The organism is Serratia sp. CY37869 (assembly GCF_052168895.1).
In the GTDB taxonomy this organism is placed as follows: domain Bacteria; phylum Pseudomonadota; class Gammaproteobacteria; order Enterobacterales; family Enterobacteriaceae; genus Serratia; species Serratia ureilytica.
On record NZ_JBJNLU010000003.1, the window covers coordinates 146,235 to 167,180 of the forward strand.

The window sequence follows — 20,946 nt, forward strand, 5'->3', positions numbered from 1 at the left end:
CATCGATGACGCTTCAGGCTTATTAATTTTTTATCGGCATTGAATGATCCCCGCACGCGCTTCAGAGCCATTTTTATCTATTGAATCATCTCGTTTTATTTTAAGGCCGCAGAAAAAACTAACTCTTACGAGGGAAAGGCCAACGGCGGGGTTATATAACCCCATCTGGACAATAACAAAAGCGCAGAGCGTGACGTAAATCACGACAAATATGCCGTATCCTGCAAAGCAATTATGCTCGCAACAGCAATTATCTATTGCGATTAGGGCTGTTTATCTCAATTAAGCGCCATGCAACACTTCGTGCCATCGTTCGACACCGCGCCGCAAGGCCTGAGACGGAGTGACACATGAGCATCGAAAAATTAACCCGGGAGCCGCTTTCCATCGGCATCGAGTTGCCGCTGGACAACGATTGGTCCACCAGCGGGCAGCTGAAACGCCAGCAGGATGGGCGGCCGTTCGGCGTGCCGGACATGAGCGAACACGCTGCGCGCATCAAGCTGGCCGATGAGCTCGGCTTTCGCGCCGCCTGGGTTCGCGACGTGCCGCTGTATGATCCGGACTTCGGCGACGCCGCGCAGGTGTTTGAGACCTTTACCTACCTCGGCTACCTGTCCAGCCTGACGCGCAATATTCTGCTCGGTACCGCGGCCGTGGTGCTGCCGCTGCGGCAGCCGTGGCTGGTGCGCAAAGCGGCTTCCACGCTGCAAACGCTGAGCGGCGATCGTCTGTTGCTCGGCGTCGCCAGCGGCGATCGCCCCGTGGAGTACCCGCTGTTCGGCGCCGATTACGCCGCGCGCGGTGAAAGCTTCCGCGCCAGCGTCGGCATTCTCAAAGGGGAAGCCGACAGCGCGCTGCAACCGGGACTGCGCCTGCTGCCGGCCACGCCGCCGCCGCCGCTGCTGGTCGCCGGGCTGGCGCAACAAACGCCCGAGTGGGTGGGGAAAAATATGGATGGCTGGCTGTCGTATCCCGGCACGCCTGCGGACCATGTTTCGCGGGTCAAACTCTGGCGCAACGTAGCCGGTGACAAGCCCTACGTCAGCTTTATTCATCTCGACCTCACCGATAACGCCGACGCGCCGATTCAGCGCCATCGCTTCGGCATCAAGAGCGGCCGCAATGGATTGATTCAGGAACTGAGCGCCATGCGTGACGCCGGGGTCAATCACATCGGCCTGCATTTCCGCCGCAACCAGCGGCCGCTGGAAGAGACGATGCAGGAGATCGGCCAACTGGTGTTACCGGAATTCCATCGCGCCTGACGCCCGCTTTAGCCCGCTATTCCGACCTGAGCGGGTCTTTGCCCCGTTACCGGGGCTTTTTTATTTCCGCCGCTGCTGGTTCATAACAACTCGGTCTAATCCCTGCCGTCAAACGGCGGCATGATGACAAGGAAACGAGCCACCATGAGGAATGAGCAATGACGGCAAAACTGACAGAAGCAGGCTTTTGGCGCAAAACCGCCGACTCTTCATCGCTGCGCGAGCCGCGCGTGCTGATCCGGGTCTACGTCAACGAAGGCGAGATTGACCGCGCCATCGCGTTTTACGAGCAGCTGCACGGCGTGGAAGCGGATATGCGTTTCGACTTCCCCGAGCATCGGCTGGTGCTGGCGGCGGTGGGGCCATTTCTGATCCTGGAAGGCTCGGAAGAAAACCTGCGTCCTTTTCGCAGCACCGTCGGCACGTTGCTGGTCGATGACATTTATCCCTACCACCAGCGGCTACAGGCCGCCGGCGCCGATATCTTCTTTGGCCCGGTGGAAGTGCCCACCGGCGCCTGTTTCAATGCGCGCCTGCCGGATGGCACGATTATCGAATACGTGCATCATCGGCCGCGCGCGGACGAATAAGCCGCCTCAGGGGAGCGCCGGCTTCATGGCGTAGCCGCGCAGATCCTTGCGCAGGCTGAGCATGTACAGCACGATCACCGCCGAGAAAGGCAAGCCGCACAGCACCACGGCAGTCTGCATCGCGCTGAAACTGCCGGCGTACAGCAGCCCGGCGCACACCAGCGTGGTGACCGCCGCCCAGAACACCCGGAGCCAGGCCGGCGCGTCATCGTGGGCGGAACCCCCCTGGCAGGACAGATTCGCTATCATCAGCGTGCCGGAATCGACCGGCGTCAGGAACAGCACGAAGCTTATCACCACCACAAAACCGGCGGTCAGCTGGGTATAGGGCAGGTATTCGAACAGCTTGAACACCGCCATCGGCGGATCGCTTTGCGCCACCTGCCCCAGAATCGCTTGCCCGCCCTCCAGCACCAGACTGATGGCGGTATTGCCGAAGATCGACAGCCACGCCAGCGTGAACCCCAGCGGGATCAGCAACACGCCGAAGATCAGTTCGCGGATGGTACGGCCTTTGGAAATACGCGCGATAAACAGCCCGACAAACGGCGCCCACGCCACCCACCAGGCCCAATAGAACAGTGTCCAGGCGCCCTGCCACTGGCGCGCCTTGCCGTACAGATACATATCGAAGCTGCGGCTGACGAGCGAGGTCAGATAATCCCCAATGTTCTGCAACATGCCGTTGAGCAGGTTCAGCGTCGGGCCGGCCAGAAACACGAACAGCAACAGCAGGCACAGGAAACCGACGTTGATGTTCGACAGCATCGCGATGCCCTTTTCGACGCCGGTGACCGCCGCCAGCGTGGCCACCATCATCATCACCACGATCAGCGCCAGCAGCACGCCGGTGCTTTGCGGAATGTCGAACAGGTAGAACAGCCCCGAGTTCACCAACAGCGCGCCGATCCCCAGGTTGGTCACCATCGAGATCACCGTCACCAGAATGCCGAAGCTGTCCACCAGATGGCCGACGCCGCCGTGGATGCGCTCGCCGAAGATCGGGTACAGCGCGGAACGCAGCGCCAGCGGCAAACCGCGACAATAGGCGAAATAGGCGAGCGCGGTGGCGATCAACGCATACAGCGCCCAACCGTGCAGCCCCCAGTGTAAAAAGGTCAGCGCCATCGCCTGCCGCGCCGCCTGTACGCTGCCGCCGTCGCCTTCCGGTGGCGACAGGAAGTGATCCAACGGCTCATAGGCGCCGTAATACACCAGCGCAATGCCGATGCCCGACGAGAACAGCATCGCCACCCAGGAGGGATAGCTGAACTGCGGCGGCTCGTCATCCTGGCTGAGGCGAATATGGCCAAAGCGCGACAGCGCCAGCCAGAACACGAACACCATGCAGGCGACCATCAACAGCATGTAATACCAGCCGAACACGTCGGCCACCCAACTTTGCGCGACATTCAGCCACTGTTTGCTGGCGGCGGGAAACAGCACAATCAGCGCCCCCAGCAGCAAGATCACCGCGGCTGAGCCGAAAAATACCGGGACATTCAATCTGACAGGTTCTTCGTCAAGCGATGGAGGAGTTTTTATTGTCATTGGCAGGCTTCCATGATGCGAAAGACAGACGATTTAAATGCAACTTTTGATTAACATTTTATCGTCATTTATTTGACATTTTCGCAGCATATAGAGTATTGATTGACCGTTCAATCAATCAAATTCAAAGTGTGATTTGCCTATCAGTTGGGGAAAATATGTACCGCAGAGACATTCCTGAGCAGCGCAAGGAGCAGTTGATTAACGCCGCCTTCGAAACCATCAGCGTGGTGGGGTTGGCCGGCGTCACCCTGTCGCAGGTGGCGAAAGAAGCCGGGCTGTCGACCGGCATCGTCAGCCACTATTTTGGCGATAAGGAGGGATTGTTGAGCGCGACCATGCGCAAGATCCTGCGCGATCTGCGCGACGCGGTGGCCGAGTGCCGCGCTCAGGCGGCGAGCGACAGCCAGTCTCAGCTGTGCGCCATCATTCAGGGCAACTTCCACCCCAGTCAAACCAACGCCATTTCCATGCGCGCCTGGCTCGACTTCTGGGCCGCCAGCATGCACCAGCCGGTGCTGCGCCGCCTGCAGCGCGCCAACGATCGGCGGCTCTATTCCAATATATGCAGCCAGTTCCGCCGCGAGCTGCCGCTGCAGCAGGCGCGCGACGCGGCGCGCGGGCTAGCGGCGATGATCGATGGGCTCTGGCTGCGCGGCAGCCTGGCCGGGGATGACACCGATCTGCAGCAGGATTACCGCATCGCCTGCGACTACGTGATACAACGGCTCAAGGCCGCGCCATCGATGGTGTGAACGGCAGCGTCAGCGCGGTTCCTGCTCTTCGCTGTACTGGGTTTGCCACATGGCGGCGTAGCGGCCGTTCGCCGCCAACAGCGCCTCATGCCCCCCGCGCTCGACGATCTCCCCCGCCTCCAGCACGATGATCTCATCGGCGTCCACCACGGTGGAGAGCCGATGGGCGATCACCAGCGTGGTGTGGTTGCGGCTCACCTCGCGCAGGTGCCCCTGGATTTCGCGCTCGGTCTGGGTATCCAGCGCGCTGGTCGCCTCGTCGAACACCAGGATGGCCGGATTTTTCAGGATGGTGCGCGCGATCGCCACCCGCTGCTTTTCACCGCCCGACAGCTTCAGCCCACGCTCGCCCACCCGGGTGTCGTAACCGTCGGGCAGACCGACGATAAAATCATGGATATGCGCCAGCCGCGCCGCACGCTCGATTTCTTCATCGCTGGAGCCGGTTTTGCCATAGCCGATGTTGTAGCGCAGCGTATCGTTGAACAGCACCGTATCCTGCGGCACGATGCCGATCGCCTGCCGCAGACTGGCCTGGGTCAGTTGGCGAATGTCCTGGCCGTCGAGGGTAATGGCGCCGCCCTGCACGTCGTAAAAGCGAAACAGCAGGCGCGACAGCGTGGACTTGCCCGCGCCGGAGGCGCCGACCACCGCCACCGTGTGGCCCGCCGGAATGGTAAAGCTCACCTGCTTGAGGATCGGCCGACGCGTGTCGTAACCGAAGCTGACCGCGTCGAACCGCACTTCGCCGCGCTCGAGGCGCAGCGGCTGCGCATCCGGGCTATCGACGATCTCACGCTTTTCCTGCAGCAGATCGAACATGTTCTCCATGTCGATCAGCGCCTGGCGCACCTCCGAGTAGATAAAGCCGAAGAAGTTCAGCGGCTGGTACAGCTGCAGCAGGTAGGCGTTGACCAGCACGAAGTCGCCGACCGTCATCGTCCCCTGCGTAATGCCCTGCGCCGCCATGGCCATCATGACGATCAGCCCGATCGAGATAATGGCGGTTTGCCCCAGGTTGATCGCGGTAAAACTGAATTGGTTCTTGATGGCGGCGTATTCGTACAGCCGGCGCGACAGATCGAAGCGCTCAGCCTCGAACGCTTCATTGCCGAAGTACTTCACGGTCTCATAGTTCAGCAGGCTGTCGATGGATTTGCTGTTGGCGTCGGCGTTGGCCTTGTTGAGCTCGCGGCGAAAACGGGTGCGCCAGCTCACCGCCAGCACGGTAAACAGGATGTAGCAGCCGACCGTGGTCAGGATCGCCAACGCGAACCAGCCGTTCAGCATATGCCACATGATCGCCGTGACCAGCGTCAGCTCGAACAGGATCGGCACGATGGAGAACAACAATCGCGACAGCACCGTGGACACCGCCTGGGTGCCGCGCTCGATAGACAGCGACAGCCCGCCGGTCTGGCGCTCCAGATGGAAGCGCAGGCTCAGCGCATGCAGCTGGCGAAACACCCGCACGCCCAACAGGCGCGTGGCGTTCTGGCTGACGTGGATAAACATCACGTTGCGCAGTTCCTCAAACAGCGCGCCGCCCACCCGCGCCACGCCGTAGGCGACGATCAGCCCCAGCGGCACCGCCAGCATTTTCGCCGTCTCGCCGCTCAGCGCATCGACCATCGCTTTGTAGGCCAGCGGCACCAGCGTGGTGCTGACCTTGGCCGCCACCATGAACACGAAGGCCACCACCAAATACCCCCGCAGCCGCGGGTTGTCTTTCGGCCACAGATAGGGCAGCAGGAATTTCAGCAAGCGGGAACGATCCATCATGTAATATTCATCTTCTCGGTCGGGCTCGCGGCGCATGGCCGCGCGGGGGTTATGAGTTTGGCCTGGCCGGCGGCGAACGCCGCAGCCATTCCGTTTTCCTGCGATGGCAACTCAGCATCATCCGTCAGGAGAAGCGGCGGCGACTCGGGCAAAGTTCAGGCATGGAGGAGACAATCACATGACCCAGACGTATGCAAAGCGCTTTGCGCAGGTCTTTGACTATATCGACCGCCACCTGGACGAGGCGCTTACCGTCGACAAGCTGAGCGAAGTGGCCCATTTTTCGCGCTTTCACTTTCAACGCCAGTTTAGCGCGTATTGCGGCATCTCGGTGTGGCGTTATATCCAGTGGATGAGGCTTAAACGCGCCTCTTACCGCCTGGCGTATAACCCGCTGGAGCCGGTGATTGACATCGCGCTGGACGCCGGCTTTCAAAACCCGGAGTCCTTCAGCCGCGCCTTCAAACAGGCGTTCAGCCAAACGCCGAGCCAGTTTCGCAAACAGCCGGCCTGGATCGATTGGCAGCAGCGCTTTCCCGAACCAAAACACAAAAGGAAACAACCCATGAAGGTAGACATTGTCGATTTCCCTGCCACGCCGGTGGCGATGATCGAACATAGCGGCCCGCCCGCGCTGGTCAACGAAACCGCCGCACGCTTTATCGAGTGGCGCAAAACCAGCGGCCTGTCGCCGGTCAGAAGCAGCCGCACTTACGGCATCGCACCGCACGATCCGGCCATCACCGAAGCGCAGGACTTCCACTTCTTCATTTGCGGCGAGGTCACTGCGCCGATCCCGGAGGACAACGCCTTTGGCGTGGTGAACGGCACGCTGCCGGCCGGGCGCTGCGCGGTGCTGCGCCATCACGGCTCGCTGGATGGGCTCTCGGAAAGTGCCCACTATCTGTACCGCGAGTGGTTGCCGGCCAGCGGCGAGGAGCTGCGCGACTTTCCGCTCTATTTCCACTACCACAACTTCGTGCACGAGGTGGCGGAATATGAACTGGTGACCGATCTTTACCTGCCGCTGAAATAGCTGACATCTGGCTCCGCAAGGAGCCAGATTGACGTTAACAGGACGGCGACGAACCTTGCGGCGGCAGATAACGCTGCGGATCGAGTGCGGTAGCGCGATAGCGGATCTGGAAGTGCAGGAACACCGAATCGGTGCCGGTGCTGCCCATGGTGCCGATCTTCTGCCCCGCTTTCACATCCTGACCGTTGCGCACCAGCGTGGTGTCGTTGTGCGCATAGGCGGTAATAAAGTCTTCGCCGTGCTTAATCATGATCAGGTTGCCGTAGCCGCGCAATTGGTTGCCGACGTACACCACTTTGCCCTTGGCGGAAGCATAGATCGGCTGGCCGCGTTTACCGGCGATGTCGATGCCCTTGTTGCCGCCATCGGCATTGGAGTACGCCTGCACGATCCGGCCGCTGGTCGGCCAGCGCCAGCAACGTGCGGCGCCCGGCGGCGGCGTTTGCTTGGCGATCGCGGCGGAAGACGAGGATGTTTTACGGCGCGTAGCGGCGGTTTTGGTCGGCGCGCCGCCGCTCAGCCGCAGTTTTTGCCCCACTTCCAGATTATAGGGCGGGCGTATCTTGTTGATTCTGGCCAGATCGCCGACTTCGCTGTCGGTGATCCAGGCGATGTAGTACAGCGTATCGCCCCGTTTGACGGTGTAGGACTTGCCGGTGTAGCTGCCCTTCGGCAGTTTGTCGTAGTCGCGGTTGTAGGTGTTTTTACCCGAACACCCGGCCAACAGCAGCCCCAATGTCAGACACACCGCGATGCGGCGCCACCTTGCCAGCTTGCTTCCTGTGCTCAAATCCTGTCCCCAATCGTCTTTTCGGTTCTGATACGCGTCAGCCGCACAGTGTAACATTTGCGCCGGGTCAGTCAAAAACCCCCAGACGGTCTATGCTAAACAGGTAAGGATGACTGATTAATTACCCAACGACGAAATGGAGTACTGTCATGTTGAACCTCGACCGCAATAATCTGCCCCTCCTGAGCGAAGAGCTGCTCAAAAAGCAACGCACCACCCTGCTGATCATCGCCTTCCTGCTGCTGGCGGGCGGCATACTGTGCCTGGTGAATCCTTTCGCCTCCGGCGCAGCGCTGAGCATCGTAGTGGGCATCCTGCTGCTGTTGAGCGGCGCCGGGCTGATTATCGCCATGATAGCCAACCGGGCGCAGAATACCTGGCCGATGATCGGCGGCATTCTGCTGGGCGTGGCCTACCTGATTATCGGCTATGTGTTCATCACCAGCCCGCTGGCGGGCATTCTGGCGCTGGCGGTCTACCTCGCCGTGCTGTTTGCGCTCGGCGGCATCGCGCGCCTGGCGGCAGGCTATATGCGCCGAGGCCTGCCGGGCAACTGGCTGCAGTTCGTCATCGGCGTGCTCGATTTGATCATCGCCTGGATGCTGATCGGCTCAGGCCCTGCGGCATCGGTGACGCTGGTGACGGCGATCGTCGGCATCGAGATGCTGGTCAGTTCCTTTGCCCTGTTCCAGGCGGCGAATCTGTTTAAACGCGCCTGATCGTAACGGCCCGCCGACGGCGGGCCGCCATCCCCTCCCCATTTGCAAACAAAACAAGGCGATACCCCCTCAGCTTGTCCGTGGTTATCTTCATCGGTAAGTGCCAATATAGGCGAAGACAAGGGAGCTGAAACCGATGACAACCCATTCCAAACCGTTGAACTCGCGGGAAGTCTGCCTGCAATTACGCCACTTCAACCAGGTAATCGGGCAACAATGCCGCAATATGGCGCGCCAAAAAACCGCTTGCCCGTGCTGCCTGACGGACATCGCCACCGGCTGCGACGCCGGTATCAAACTGTGTGGACAGCAGTTGGCCAAACCCAACCCGCAAACCCCGTTATTCCGGCAGATTCGCAACCTGCTGCTCGACCTGCGCGCAGAAGCGATAGGGGTTCACAGAATAGACGTCCTGAACCGCACCAATAACGAAATCTCCTGGCTGTTGCGCGAGCTTTATTTCGAGACATTCTGAACACGAGGGCCGCGCGCCCATCGCTTGATACCTGCCGGTGCGGGCAAGATGCCGCGCCGTTTCACCGCCGCATCAGCCGACTTTTCGCCACGTTATCTTTTTGCGCTCTCCCCACTTTACGACCGCCATCACACCTCGCCAACCCCACATTGCGTTGGTTATAGAGTCGTCTACAATTCAATCGAATTACCCCCTACAACATCAGAAATTATTATTATTAGAGGTGATTATGTTACAGAAACACGAAAACGTAATAAGTATGACTGTACTAAGCCCGCAAGCCACCCAAGAGCTGATGCCCTCATTTTCTTCCTTGCCCCACACGCAACATGCCGACGGCAAATATCGCCTGCGCCGTTATTCCGTCGTGAAATACCTCAACCCCAACATCGCCGAAGTGGGGCCGCGTACCTTCATGCAGTCGGATCAGATCAACCATTTCCAGGGCAACGTGGTGCGCCGCTTCGAGCCTATCGACAGCGCCGTGCTGCAGAGCGCCGGCATGGCGGAGATGTGCAACCTGTTTGCCGAAAATAACGAACTGCCGGAAGGCGCCGAGATAGAGATCCACCAGATGCGCGTGGTCGCCATCCAAAAAGATACGCTGGTGGCGCCGGAAGGCATTCACCAGGACGGTTTCGACCATATCGCGATGATCGCCATTCACCGCCACAATATTGTCGGCGGCGAAATCATGCTGTACGACGACAGCCGCCACGATCCTTTCTTCAAAAAAGCGCTGGCCGACGGTGAAGCCGTGCTGTTGGCGGACAGTAAACTGTGGCACAACGCCACGCCGATCAATACCGTAAGCCCGAATGAAGAAGGCTATCTGGATCTCTTCGTCCTCACCGCTCGGGGAGAGAAAGCATGACCTTTACCCCCGAGCTCGCCCGACGCCAGTTCAGCGCCCTGTCCCGGCAGATCGACGGCAAACCGGCGATCTTTTTCGACGGCCCCGGCGGTGCGCAAGTTTCCCGGGGCGTGCTGGAAAAAATGACCGACTACCTGGGGAAGTACAACGCCAACCTGGGCGGGCACTATTTCTCCAGCCGGGTTACCGGCGAGGTGATGGGCCAGGCGCGCGAATCGGTGCGCGCCTTGTTAAATGCACCGTCGCCCGACAACATCGTCTTCGGCATGAACATGACCACGCTGACCTTTCATCTCAGCCGCATCATCAGTCGCGATTGGCGGGACGGCGATGAGGTCATCGTCACCGCGCTGGATCACTACGCCAACGTCTCCAGCTGGCAGCAGGCCGCCGCCGACAAAGGCGCCGTGGTGCATCAGATAGCGCTGGAGAGCGCCGATTGTTCTCTCGACGCGGCAAAAGTGTGCGCGCGCATCAACGCCAACACGCGTCTGGTGGCGGTCAGCTACGCGTCCAACGTCACCGGCAGCATCGTCGATATCAAAACCATCGTTGAAGCCGCGCATCGGGTGGGCGCGCAGGTGTATGTCGACGCCGTTCATTACGCGCCGCATAACCTGATCGACGTGCAGGCGTTGGGATGTGACTTCCTGGTGTGCTCCGCCTACAAATTCTTTGGCCCGCACGTCGGCATGGCCTACATCGCACCGCAGTGGCTGCAGCGCCTGCGGCCGTACAAAGTCGAGCCGGCCACTGACGTCGGCCCCGGCCGTTTCGAGACCGGCACGCAGAGCTTCGAAGCGCTGGCCGGCGTCGCGGCCGCTATCGAGTATTTGGCGCAGTGGGGCACGCCCGACGCGCCGTTAAGGCAGCGCTTGCAGGAGAGCTTCGCCGCCTACCACCGGCATGAAGAGGCGCTGTGCCGCCACTTTTTGCAACGGCTGCAGCAACTCGACGGCGTGCGGCTCTACGGCAATCCGCAGGCGGACAGCGCACGCCGCACGCCGACCTTCGCCCTGACCTTCAGCGGCCAGGCGCCCGACGCGATCGCCCGACGGCTGGGGCACCACAACATCTGCGCCGGTAGCGGACATTTCTATGCGCTGGGCCTGATTCAGCAACTGGGGCTGCAGGACGGCGGCGTGCTGCGCATCGGCATGATGCACTACAACACCCTTGATGAGATCGATACGCTGTTTGAAATACTCGCCAAGGAGATCCTCGGTTAATGCGCCATAACGGCCCGCCCGGTTTTCCGGCGGGCCACACCGCATGAATAGCCGTGCGTCTCGCCGGAGGCGTTAAACGTGAATAACGCTCCCCCTGTTTGAGGGGTTGGGTAGAATAGGCGGGATTTTTTTGAAAAGGGATTTTAACGTTGAGAAAATATGCCGTTATCACCGCCGCGTTGATGATGTCTTCCTGCGCCACGCCGGAAAAGTGGGAAGCGCAAACGGCGGCTCCGACACCCCTTGAAGCCGCCAGAGCAAGCTGCCGACAAGAAGCCGAACAACGCTATCCCGTGAGCCTGTCTTTAGACACCCGCTCGCCTGTATTCTCCTCCATGAATATCAACGGCGCGGATATCCCCAATACTCACGGCGTCGTTTTTCCTTCGGACCGCAATGAAATGCGCAGAAAAGAACACGTTAATGCCTGCATGAAATTGGAGGGATGGGAAAATAAGAATAAGGTGACGGGGTTATTGGCCTTTTTATTTAACTAACGGCAACGTGAATTATTCGGAATTACCGCGTAGAGACAGCGGTAATTCCGCTCTATAGAGCGGCGTCGGACTCCTGCGCCAGCCCGACTATTTTGCTACGATATTACAGCCACCACCTTTCCTCCATTCAGGGCGATAATCAAACAAATGGAATAAATCAATTTATGAGTGAGAAAGACACCTCCTTAAATAAGCCGCAAAGCCATATCAACAAAGCGGTATTCTTCACCTCTGCAGTCCTCATTTTTCTTCTGGTCGCCTTCGCCGCCTTTTTCCCCGACGTCGCTGACAAAAACTTCAAGCTTCTGCAGCAACAAATCTTCACCAACGCCAGCTGGTTTTATATTTTGGCCGTGGCGCTCATATTGCTCAGCGTGACGTTTCTGGGGCTTTCTCGTTACGGCGACATCAAACTTGGCCCCGATCATGCGCAACCCGATTTTCGCTATCACTCCTGGTTTGCCATGCTGTTTTCGGCGGGGATGGGCATTGGTCTGATGTTCTTCGGCGTGGCAGAACCGGTTATGCACTATCTCTCGCCGCCGGTCGGCACGCCCGAGAGCATCGAGGCGGCCAAACAGGCCATGCGCCTGACCTTTTTCCACTGGGGGCTGCATGCCTGGGCGATCTACGCCATCGTGGCGTTGATTCTGGCCTTCTTCAGCTATCGGCATGGCCTGCCGTTGACCCTGCGCTCCGCGCTTTATCCGATCATCGGCGATCGCATTTATGGCCCTATCGGCCACGCCGTCGATATCTTCGCCGTCATCGGCACCGTATTCGGGGTCGCGACCTCGCTGGGTTATGGCGTATTGCAGGTCAACGCCGGGCTTAACCACCTGTTTGGCGTGCCAATCAACGAAACCGTTCAGGTGATATTAATCGTGGTGATTACCGGGCTGGCCACCATTTCCGTGGTTTCCGGGCTGGAGAAGGGCATACGCTTTCTGTCGGAGCTGAACCTCAGCCTGGCGCTGTTGCTCCTGGCCTTGGTCTTGCTGTTGGGGCCAACCGTTTTGCTGTTGAAATCCTTTGTGGAAAATACCGGCGGCTATCTGTCCGAGCTGGTCAGCAAAACCTTCAACCTGTATGCCTATGAACCCAAATCCAGCAACTGGCTAGGCGGATGGACGCTGCTCTACTGGGGGTGGTGGCTCTCCTGGTCGCCTTTCGTCGGGATGTTCATCGCACGGGTTTCCCGCGGCCGAACCATCCGCGAATTTGTCACGGGCGTGCTGTTCGTCCCGGCCGGCTTCACCCTCATGTGGATGACCGTGTTCGGCAACAGCGCCATTTACCTCATCATGGAAAAGGGCGCGACAGATCTCGCCGCTACGGTACAACAAGACGTGGCCTTGGCGTTGTTTAACTTCCTGGAGCATTTCCCATTCTCCAGCGTACTTTCGTTTATCGCCATGGCGATGGTTATCGTCTTTTTTGTCACGTCCGCCGACTCCGGCGCCATGGTCGTGGATACGCTGGCTTCGGGCGGCTCCAGCAACACGCCGGTATGGCAACGCATTTTCTGGGCGTCGCTGATGGGCATCGTCGCCATCGCCTTGCTGATCGCCGGGGGGCTCAGCGCGCTGCAAACCGTCACCATCGCCAGCGCGCTGCCTTTCTCGGCCATCTTGCTGATATCCATTTACGGTTTGCTTAAGGCGCTGCGTCGCGATCTGACCAAGCGCGACAGCCAGAATATGGCCACCATCGCCCCTACCGCCGCCCGCAATCCTATCCCCTGGCAGCGCAGGCTGCGTAATATCGCTTATCTGCCAAAGCGCTCGCTGGTTAAGCGCTTTATGGACGAAGTCATCCAGTCGGCCATGACGCTGGTGCAGGAGGAGCTGAGTAAGCAAGGCACGCTCAGCAGTATCAACACCGGCGCGGAAGATCGCATTCGTTTCGAGGTTGATTTAGGCGATGAGCTTAACTTTATCTATGAAGTCAGACTGCGCGGCTACAGCTCGCCGACCTTCGCCCTGGCCGGGCTGGATAATGATGAACAGCAAGCCGAGCAGCACAAATATTATCGCGCGGAGATCTACCTGAAAGAAGGCGGCCAGAACTACGATGTCATGGGCTGGAATCAGGAGCAGTTGATCAACGATATTCTCGACCAGTACGAAAAGCATCTGCATTTCTTGCATCTGGTGCGCTGAATGCCGACATGCCGTCCCCAGGGGCGGCATTTTTTTGCCCTGCCTTCCTCCCTGCGGCGCTGATGATGCGGGTGGGATGGCGGGCGACCAGAAATAATGCTTACATGTGCAAAGGATTGGGTTGGGGTAACGTTTTGGAGAATCAGGATGCTTTTATGAGGGGGTACTGGAGCGGGTGAAGGGAATCGAACCCTCGTATGCAGCTTGGGAAGCTGCCGTTCTACCATTGAACTACACCCGCATTGGTGTGCGACAGGCATTATAACCGGTTATCGGCGGCGGGCAAGCGGAGATGGCGCGTAACTGTCGATGTTTTAAGCGGTTAAGTCCTGCAGACGAAAAAAAACCGGCGCAGTTGCCCGCACCGGTTGTTGCACGCTAAACGCGATTATTTCTGCGGGCGCATCGCCGGGAACAGAATCACGTCGCGGATGGTGTGGCTGTTGGTGAACAGCATCACCATGCGGTCGATGCCGATGCCCAGACCGGCGGTCGGCGGCAGGCCGTGCTCCAGCGCGGTGACGTAGTCTTCGTCGTAGAACATCGCTTCGTCGTCGCCGGCGTCTTTGGCGTTCACCTGATCGGCGAAGCGCTGCGCCTGGTCTTCGGCGTCGTTCAGCTCGGAGAAGCCGTTGCCGATTTCACGGCCGCCGATGAAGAACTCGAAGCGGTCGGTGATTTCCGGGTTCACGTCGTTGCGGCGCGCCAGCGGCGACACTTCAGCCGGGTACTCGGTGATGAAGGTCGGCTGAATCAGATGGCTTTCCGCCACTTCTTCGAAGATCTCGGTCACGACGCGGCCCAGGCCCCAGCTCTTCTCAACCTTGATGCCGATGGATTCCGCGATGGCCACCGCTTTGCCCATGTCGGCCAGGTCAGCCAGATCGGTTTCCGGACGGTATTTCTTGATCGCCTCGGTCATGGTCAGCTTCTCGAACGGCTTGCCGAAGTCGAACACTTCGTCGCCGTACTGCACCTGAGAGGTGCCCAGCACTTTCTCGGTCAGGGTGCGGAACAGCGTCTCGGTCAGCTCGATCAGGTCTTTGTAATCCGCGTAAGCCATGTAGAGTTCCATCATGGTGAACTCTGGGTTGTGACGCGGAGAAACGCCTTCGTTACGGAAGTTGCGGTTGATTTCGAACACGCGCTCAAAGCCGCCGACCACCAGACGCTTCAGATACAGTTCCGGCGCGATGCGCAGGTACATGTCGATATCCAGCGCATTGTGGTGGGTGATGAACGGACGCGCCGACGCGCCGCCCGGGATCACCTGCATCATCGGGGTTTCGACTTCCATGAAGCCGCGTTCCACCATGAAGTTACGGATAGCTGACATCACCTGAGAACGCACCTTGAAGGTGTTGCGCGATTCTTCGTTGGCGATCAGATCCAGGTAACGCTGGCGGTAACGGGTTTCCTGATCCGCCAGGCCGTGGAATTTGTCCGGCAGCGGACGCAGCGCTTTGGTCAGCAGACGCAGTTCGGTGCAGTGGATCGACAGTTCGCCGGTCTTAGTTTTGAACAGCTTGCCGCGCGCGCCGAGGATATCGCCCAGGTCCCACTTCTTGAACTGCTCGTTGTACACGCCTTCAGCCAGATCGTCGCGCGCGACGTACAGCTGAATGCGGCCGCCCACGTCCTGCAGCGTAACGAAGGATGCCTTGCCCATAATGCGGCGGGTCATCATGCGGCCGGCGACGGTCACTTCTACGCCCAGCGCTTCCAGCTCTTCGTTGTCTTTATCGCCGTACGCGGCGTGCAGTTTGTCGGAGGTGGAGTCGCGACGGAAGTCGTTCGGGAACGCAATGCCGTTCTCACGCAGGCCGGCCAGTTTCTCGCGGCGGGACTGCAGCTCGTTATTGAGATCCAGCGCCTGATCGGCGCCCTGTACTTGTTGTTCAGACATTTCTATTCCTCATAACCCGGCTTTCAAACTTGCCTCAATGAATTTATCCAGGTCGCCATCCAGTACGGCCTGCGTGTTACGCGTTTCGACGTTGGTGCGCAAATCCTTGATGCGGGAGTCATCCAGCACGTAAGAACGGATTTGGCTGCCCCAGCCGATGTCGGACTTGTTGTCTTCCATCGCCTGTTTATCAGCATTTTTCTTTTGCATCTCAAACTCGTACAGCTTGGCTCGCAGCTGTTTAAACGCTTGATCCTTGTTCTTATGCTGAGAACGATCGTTCTGGCACTGCACCACGATGTTGGTTGGCAGGTGAGTAATACGTACGGCGGATTCGGTTTTGTTGACGTGCTGACCGCCCGCACCGGAGGCGCGGTACACGTCGATGCGCAGATCCGCCGGGTTGATATCGATGTCGATATCGTCGTCCACTTCCGGGTAGATGAACACCGAACTGAACGAGGTGTGGCGACGGCCGCCGGAGTCGAACGGGCTCTTGCGCACCAGGCGGTGAACGCCGGTTTCAGTGCGCAACCAGCCGAACGCGTAGTCGCCGATGATCTTGATGGTGGCCGATTTCAGGCCCGCAACGTCGCCGTCGGACTCTTCGATCACTTCGGTCTTGAAGCCCTTGGCTTCGGCCCAGCGCAGGTACATGCGCAGCAGCATGCTGGCCCAGTCTTGCGCTTCGGTGCCGCCGGAGCCGGCCTGAATGTCCAGATAGCAGTCGGCGCTGTCGTATTCGCCAGAGAACATGCGGCGGAATTCCAGCTGCTCGAGCTTGGCGATCAGTTGATCGAGTTCGGCGACCGCTTCGTTGAAGGTCTCTTCATCGTCGGCTTCCACCGCCAGTTCCAGCAGACCGCTGACGTCTTCGCTGCCCTGCTGCAGGTGATCGATGGTTTCAACGATGGCTTCCAGCGCGGCGCGCTCTTTGCCGAGCGCCTGTGCGCGCTCCGGTTCGTTCCAAACGTCCGGCTGCTCCAGCTCGGCGTTGACTTCTTCTAGGCGTTCCTTCTTGGCATCATAGTCAAAGATACCCCCTAAGAACCGCAGTCCGCTCGGACAGGTCCTGAATTCGGTTTTTTACCGGGTTAATTTCAAACATGGTTTTGCGTTCTTTTACGTTGATGTCGTCGATGGCGGAATGCCATTGGAACCGCTAATTCTAACGGATCCGGGCGGCAGTTTATAGCGAGTTGGTCAGTTTTTGTGGCGATCGGGAAGGATGCCGGGGATTGGAGAGCCCAATCCCCGAGTTGTGTTCAATTTCGCCTCAGCGCGGCCAAAGGTGCTGGATCAGCAGTTGCACGTTGCGGTTGCCGCGAAACTCGTTGACGTCGAGTTTGTAGGCCAGTTCCACTTCGCGCACGCTGCTGTCCGGCCACAGCGTGGTGTCCACGTTGAACGCGATGCCGTCGAGCAACGGGCCGCCGCCAAGCGGTTCCACCATCAGCTTCAGGTGTTTCTCACCCACCAACCGCTGCTGCAGGATGCGGAACTTGCCGTCGAAGGTCGGTTCCGGGAACGCCTGGCCCCACGGGCCGCCCTCGCGCAGCAGCTCCGCCGTCGTCAACGACAGCTCCTGCATCGCCAGTTCGCCATCGGACCAGATCACCCCTTCCAACATCGCCGGATCGAGCCATTCGCCCACCAGCTCGCCGAAACGCTGGCGGAACTCGTCGAATTTAGCCTCTTCCAGCGACAGCCCGGCCGCCATCGCGTGGCCGCCGAACTTCATCATCAGCCCGGGGTTCAGCATATCCAGCCGCTCCAGCGCGTCGCGCATGTGCAAGCCGGGCACCGAACGGCCGGAGCCTTTCAGGATGCCGTCGCCCGCCGGCGCGAAAGCGATCACCGGACGGTGGAAACGCTCTTTGATGCGCGAAGCGAGGATGCCCACCACGCCCTGATGCCATTCCGGATGATACATCGCCAGCCCGTAAGGCAGCTCGGTGCTGGTGCGCTCCAGCTGATCGCACAGCTGCAGGGCTTCCACCTGCATGCCCTGCTCTATCTCGCGTCGCGTCTGGTTCAGCGCATCGAGATCGTTGGCCAGCATGCGCGCCTGCGCGATGTCGTCGCTCAGCAGCAGCGCCACACCGATCGACATGTCGTCCAGCCTGCCGGCGGCGTTGAGCCGCGGGCCGAGGGCGAAACCGAGATCGTTGGCCGCCAGTTGGCGGGCGTCGCGGTTGGCCACCTCAAGCAGCGCGCGGATGCCCGGTCGGCATTTGCCGGCGCGAATACGGTTTAACCCCTGATACACCAGAATGCGGTTGTTGGCGTCCAGCGGCACCACGTCGGCCACGGTGCCGAGCGCCACCAGATCCAGCAGTTCCGCCAGATTCGGCATCGCCAGCGCGCGCTGCTCGAACCAGCCGCTGTCCCGCAGCCGGGCGCGCAGCGCCAGCATCAGGTAGAACGCCACGCCTACCCCCGCCAGCGATTTGGACGGGAAGGCGCAGCCGCGCAGGTTGGGGTTAACGATCGCTTCAGCCGCCGGCAGGGTCTCGCCCGGCAGGTGGTGATCGGTCACCAGCACCTGCATGCCTTTGGCGTGCGCCACGTCGACGCCGGCGTGGGAGGAGATGCCGTTATCGACGGTAACAATGAGTTCTGCGCCGCGCGCCGCCGCCTGCTCCACCACTTCGGGGCTCAGGCCGTAACCGTCTTCGAAACGGTTAGGCACCAGATAATCGACGGCTGCGCCGCCCATGCTGCGCAGCGCCAGCACCGTCAGCGCGGTGCTGGTGGCGCCATCGGCGTCGAAATCGCCCACCACCATGATGCGGCGACCGTCGGCCAGCGCTTGCTGCAACAGGCTGACGGCGTCGTCGATGCCGTCCAGCTGTTGCCAGGGCAGCATGCCCTTAACGCCGCGCTCCAGCTCTTGCTCAGCCTGCACGCCGCGCAGGGCGTAAAGCCGACGCAGAAGCGGCGGCAAACTGGCAGGCAGATGCGTGTCGTCCGCCGCCGGGCGGCGGCGTAGTTGCGTTTTGATACTCACCGGCGATTAACCACCGGCTTTGGTGGCGGCCTGATGCGCGTCCAGCATGGCGGCCATCTCTTTCGGCCCCTGATAGCCCGGGATCATCATGCCGTTTTCCAGGATGATGGCCGGCGTGCCCTGAATGCCGAACTGCACGCCCAGCTCGTAATGCTTGCTGATGTCGGTTTTGCAGGTCGCCGGAGAAACGGCGTCGCCCTTCATGGCGGCGTCGAACGCCTTGGCCTTGTCGGCGGTGCACCAGATCGACTGCATGTCTTTTTCAGCCTGGGAAGCCAGCCCCTGGCGCGGGAACGCCAGGTAACGCACGGTAATGCCCAGATCGTTGTACTCTTTCATCTGCTGATGCAGTTTGTGACAGTAACCGCAGGTGATATCGGTGAACACGGTGATCACGTGTTTCTCTTTCGGCGCTTTGTAAACGATCATCTGATCTTTCAGCGCGTCCATCTTGGTGCTCAGCAGTTGGTTGGTCACGTTGACCGGCTCTTTGCCGCTGACGTCGAACAGCGGGCCCTGCAGGATGTGCTTGCCGTCTTCGGAGGCGTACAGCACGCCGCTGTCGGTCAGCACGGTTTTCAGGCCGTTGACCGGCGAAGGCTGCACGTCCGCCTGCTGAATGCCCAGGCTGGCGAGCGCTTTTTTGATCGCCGCGTCATCGGCATGGGCGGCGCCGGCCACCGAAGCCACCAGCAGAGAGAGCAGCATTAAACCTTTTTTCATTGTTCCAATCCTTTCGAACCCGCCGCTCAGGCGCGCGGGTGATGCTGTTGATGTAGCTGTTTCAGTCGTTCGGTCGCTACATGAGTATAAATTTGCGTGGTCGAGAGATCGCTGTGGCCTAACAACATCTGTACGACACGGAGATCGGCCCCATGGTTCAGCAAATGGGTGGCGAACGCGTGCCGCAACACGTGCGGCGACAGACGCTCGCTGTCGATGCCCGCAAGGATGGCATAGTGTTTGATGCGATGCCAGAACGTCTGTCGGGTCATTTGCTGACACCGGTTGCTAGGGAACAGCACATCCAGCGTCTGGCCGTTGACCAGCCACGGGCGACCGTGCTCCAGATAATTTTCGATCCAGTAGACCGCTTCTTCGCCCAGCGGCACCAGCCGCTCCTTGTTGCCCTTGCCGATCACCCGCACCACGCCCTGACGCAGGCTGACATCGCTGATGTTCAACCCCACCAGCTCAGAGACCCGCAGCCCGGTCGCGTACAACACCTCGAGCATCGCCTTGTCGCGCAGCTCCAGCGGCTGATCGACGCAGGGCGCCTGCAGCAGCGCATCGACCTGCGCCTCGCTCAGATCCTTCGGCAAACGCTGCGGCAACTTCGGGGAAGCCAGCTGCGCGGTGGGATCGTCGGCGCGCAGCTTTTCGCGGTACAGATACTGAAACAGGCGACGCATGGCGCTCAGCAAGCGCGCAGAGCTGGTGGCCTTGTAGCCACCGTCCACCCGCTCGGCGAGAAACGCCTGCAGATCCAAGGCCTGCGCCTGCAGCAAGTCGGTGTTTTGCTGGCCAAGCCAGGCGCCCAGGGCCTGCAAATCCAGCCGGTAGGAGGCCAGCGTATTTTCCGCCAGATTGCGCTCAAGCCACAGCGCATCCAGGAATTGCTCAATCAGCGCATTGTCTTGCTGTTGCACGCGGTCCTCTCTTCGTTGCATTTCCACCCGCGCCATTATGCCTTAAGCCGACGCAAATCAGGTATACTCGCTGCAATTCTCTAAACAGCAACGTAACGGTTTACACATGAAGATTGGTCTGTTTTACGGCTCCAGCACCTGCTACACCGAGATGGCGGCAGAAAAAATCCGTGAGATTCTGGGTGAAGACCTGGTCGACCTGCACAACCTGAAAGACGTCTCGCCCAAGCTGATGGAGGACTATTCCATTCTCATCCTCGGCATCCCGACCTGGGATTTCGGCGAACTGCAGGAAGACTGGGAAGCGATCTGGCCGCAGCTGCCGGCGCTGGATCTGAAAGGCAAGATCGTCGCCATGTACGGCATGGGCGATCAGCTCGGTTACGGCGAGTGGTTCCTCGACGCGCTGGGTATGCTGCACGATCACATCGCGCCGCTGGGCGTGCAGTTCATCGGCTTCTGGCCAACTGAGGGCTTCGAGTTCACCAGCCCCAAACCGCTGAGCGCCGACGGCAAACACTTCGTCGGCCTGGCGCTCGATGAGGTCAACCAATACGACCTGAGCGAAGAGCGCCTGCAGCAATGGTGCGAACAGATCCTGTTGGAGATGGAGCCGCTGCTGTAGCCGCTATCGGGCGCGTAGCGCGCCCGAT

Annotated in this window: 19 protein-coding genes and 1 tRNA gene; 11 read left to right on the forward strand and 9 right to left on the reverse strand. The window is 59.9% G+C overall.

The window, feature by feature from the left end; translation table 11 throughout:
• Positions 1 to 350: 350 nt before the first annotated feature.
• The gene (locus ACJ8J1_RS16260) at positions 351 to 1,268 is read left to right on the forward strand and encodes a TIGR03571 family LLM class oxidoreductase (RefSeq protein WP_046687746.1); all 918 of its coding nucleotides are present in this window, start codon (positions 351 to 353) and stop codon (positions 1,266 to 1,268) included.
• Between the two features lie 158 nt (positions 1,269 to 1,426).
• Positions 1,427 to 1,858: a VOC family protein gene (locus tag ACJ8J1_RS16265; protein WP_033644796.1), complete on the forward strand. Its 432-nt coding sequence runs from the start codon at positions 1,427 to 1,429 to the stop codon at positions 1,856 to 1,858.
• Between the two features lie 6 nt (positions 1,859 to 1,864).
• Here the strand turns inward: ACJ8J1_RS16265 and ACJ8J1_RS16270 are convergent, their stop codons facing one another.
• Positions 1,865 to 3,409: a BCCT family transporter gene (locus ACJ8J1_RS16270; protein WP_033644795.1), complete on the reverse strand. Its 1,545-nt coding sequence runs from the start codon at positions 3,407 to 3,409 to the stop codon at positions 1,865 to 1,867.
• A 158-nt stretch (positions 3,410 to 3,567) separates the two neighbouring features.
• Here ACJ8J1_RS16270 and betI point away from each other — a divergent pair, with 158 nt between their 5' ends.
• A complete protein-coding gene (gene betI / locus ACJ8J1_RS16275; RefSeq protein ID WP_033644794.1) occupies positions 3,568 to 4,164 on the forward strand; it encodes a transcriptional regulator BetI in 597 nt (198 codons plus the stop codon).
• A 9-nt stretch (positions 4,165 to 4,173) separates the two neighbouring features.
• Here betI and ACJ8J1_RS16280 read toward each other — a convergent pair whose 3' ends face one another.
• Positions 4,174 to 5,943 carry an ABCB family ABC transporter ATP-binding protein/permease gene (locus ACJ8J1_RS16280; protein WP_033644936.1) on the reverse strand — a complete coding sequence of 590 codons (1,770 nt, stop codon included), beginning with the start codon at positions 5,941 to 5,943 and terminating at the stop codon, positions 4,174 to 4,176.
• 181 nt (positions 5,944 to 6,124) lie between these two features.
• Between ACJ8J1_RS16280 and ACJ8J1_RS16285 the strand changes: the two genes are divergently transcribed.
• On the forward strand, positions 6,125 to 6,982 hold the full coding sequence (locus ACJ8J1_RS16285; protein WP_033644793.1) for an AraC family transcriptional regulator: 858 nt from the start codon (positions 6,125 to 6,127) through the stop codon (positions 6,980 to 6,982).
• A 34-nt stretch (positions 6,983 to 7,016) separates the two neighbouring features.
• Here the strand turns inward: ACJ8J1_RS16285 and actS are convergent, their stop codons facing one another.
• Positions 7,017 to 7,772, reverse strand: a complete 756-nt coding sequence (gene actS, locus ACJ8J1_RS16290; RefSeq protein WP_033644792.1) for an amidase activator ActS — start codon at positions 7,770 to 7,772, stop codon at positions 7,017 to 7,019.
• Positions 7,773 to 7,921: 149 nt separating this feature from the next.
• Here actS and ACJ8J1_RS16295 point away from each other — a divergent pair, with 149 nt between their 5' ends.
• From ACJ8J1_RS16295 to ACJ8J1_RS16320, 6 genes are all read left to right on the forward strand, one after another.
• Complete coding sequence (locus tag ACJ8J1_RS16295) at positions 7,922 to 8,491, forward strand: HdeD family acid-resistance protein (protein WP_033644791.1); 570 nt, start codon at positions 7,922 to 7,924, stop codon at positions 8,489 to 8,491.
• 136 nt (positions 8,492 to 8,627) lie between these two features.
• A complete protein-coding gene (locus ACJ8J1_RS16300; protein WP_033644790.1) occupies positions 8,628 to 8,966 on the forward strand; it encodes a hypothetical protein in 339 nt (112 codons plus the stop codon).
• A gap of 259 nt (positions 8,967 to 9,225) precedes the next feature.
• Complete coding sequence (locus ACJ8J1_RS16305) at positions 9,226 to 9,840, forward strand: 2OG-Fe dioxygenase family protein (RefSeq protein ID WP_223524591.1); 615 nt, start codon at positions 9,226 to 9,228, stop codon at positions 9,838 to 9,840.
• Positions 9,837 to 11,069 carry a cysteine desulfurase-like protein gene (locus ACJ8J1_RS16310; RefSeq protein ID WP_033644787.1) on the forward strand — a complete coding sequence of 411 codons (1,233 nt, stop codon included), beginning with the start codon at positions 9,837 to 9,839 and terminating at the stop codon, positions 11,067 to 11,069. Before ACJ8J1_RS16305 ends, ACJ8J1_RS16310 begins: the two co-directional genes overlap by 4 nt.
• A 149-nt stretch (positions 11,070 to 11,218) precedes the next feature.
• The gene (locus tag ACJ8J1_RS16315) at positions 11,219 to 11,566 is read left to right on the forward strand and encodes a hypothetical protein (protein WP_052752701.1); all 348 of its coding nucleotides are present in this window, start codon (positions 11,219 to 11,221) and stop codon (positions 11,564 to 11,566) included.
• 164 nt (positions 11,567 to 11,730) lie between these two features.
• A complete protein-coding gene (locus tag ACJ8J1_RS16320) occupies positions 11,731 to 13,728 on the forward strand; it encodes a BCCT family transporter (protein WP_033644786.1) in 1,998 nt (665 codons plus the stop codon).
• Positions 13,729 to 13,895: 167 nt separating this feature from the next.
• Here ACJ8J1_RS16320 and ACJ8J1_RS16325 read toward each other — a convergent pair.
• The 6 genes from ACJ8J1_RS16325 to xerD form a co-directional block, all read right to left on the reverse strand.
• Positions 13,896 to 13,969, reverse strand: a tRNA-Gly gene (locus ACJ8J1_RS16325).
• A gap of 147 nt (positions 13,970 to 14,116) precedes the next feature.
• Positions 14,117 to 15,634, reverse strand: a complete 1,518-nt coding sequence (gene lysS, locus ACJ8J1_RS16330; protein WP_004931697.1) for a lysine--tRNA ligase — start codon at positions 15,632 to 15,634, stop codon at positions 14,117 to 14,119.
• Between the two features lie 9 nt (positions 15,635 to 15,643).
• Positions 15,644 to 16,742 (reverse strand): peptide chain release factor 2 gene (gene prfB, locus ACJ8J1_RS16335; protein WP_099783420.1). Its coding sequence is split into 2 segments (ribosomal slippage): positions 15,644 to 16,666 and positions 16,668 to 16,742, totalling 1,098 coding nucleotides; the frame shifts between segments, so codons are not numbered across the junction.
• Between the two features lie 168 nt (positions 16,743 to 16,910).
• Positions 16,911 to 18,644, reverse strand: coding sequence for a single-stranded-DNA-specific exonuclease RecJ (recJ, locus tag ACJ8J1_RS16340; protein ID WP_033639478.1), 1,734 nt, complete (start codon positions 18,642 to 18,644; stop codon positions 16,911 to 16,913).
• Between the two features lie 6 nt (positions 18,645 to 18,650).
• Positions 18,651 to 19,367, reverse strand: a complete 717-nt coding sequence (dsbC, locus tag ACJ8J1_RS16345; protein WP_033644784.1) for a bifunctional protein-disulfide isomerase/oxidoreductase DsbC — start codon at positions 19,365 to 19,367, stop codon at positions 18,651 to 18,653.
• Positions 19,368 to 19,393: 26 nt separating this feature from the next.
• A complete protein-coding gene (gene xerD / locus ACJ8J1_RS16350; protein WP_033644935.1) occupies positions 19,394 to 20,293 on the reverse strand; it encodes a site-specific tyrosine recombinase XerD in 900 nt (299 codons plus the stop codon).
• 106 nt (positions 20,294 to 20,399) lie between these two features.
• On the opposite strand from xerD, the gene fldB reads away from it, so the two are divergent.
• Positions 20,400 to 20,918 (forward strand): flavodoxin FldB, encoded by a 519-nt coding sequence (gene fldB / locus ACJ8J1_RS16355; protein WP_033635825.1) that lies wholly within the window; start codon positions 20,400 to 20,402, stop codon positions 20,916 to 20,918.
• The last annotated feature ends 28 nt before the right edge of the window (positions 20,919 to 20,946 follow it).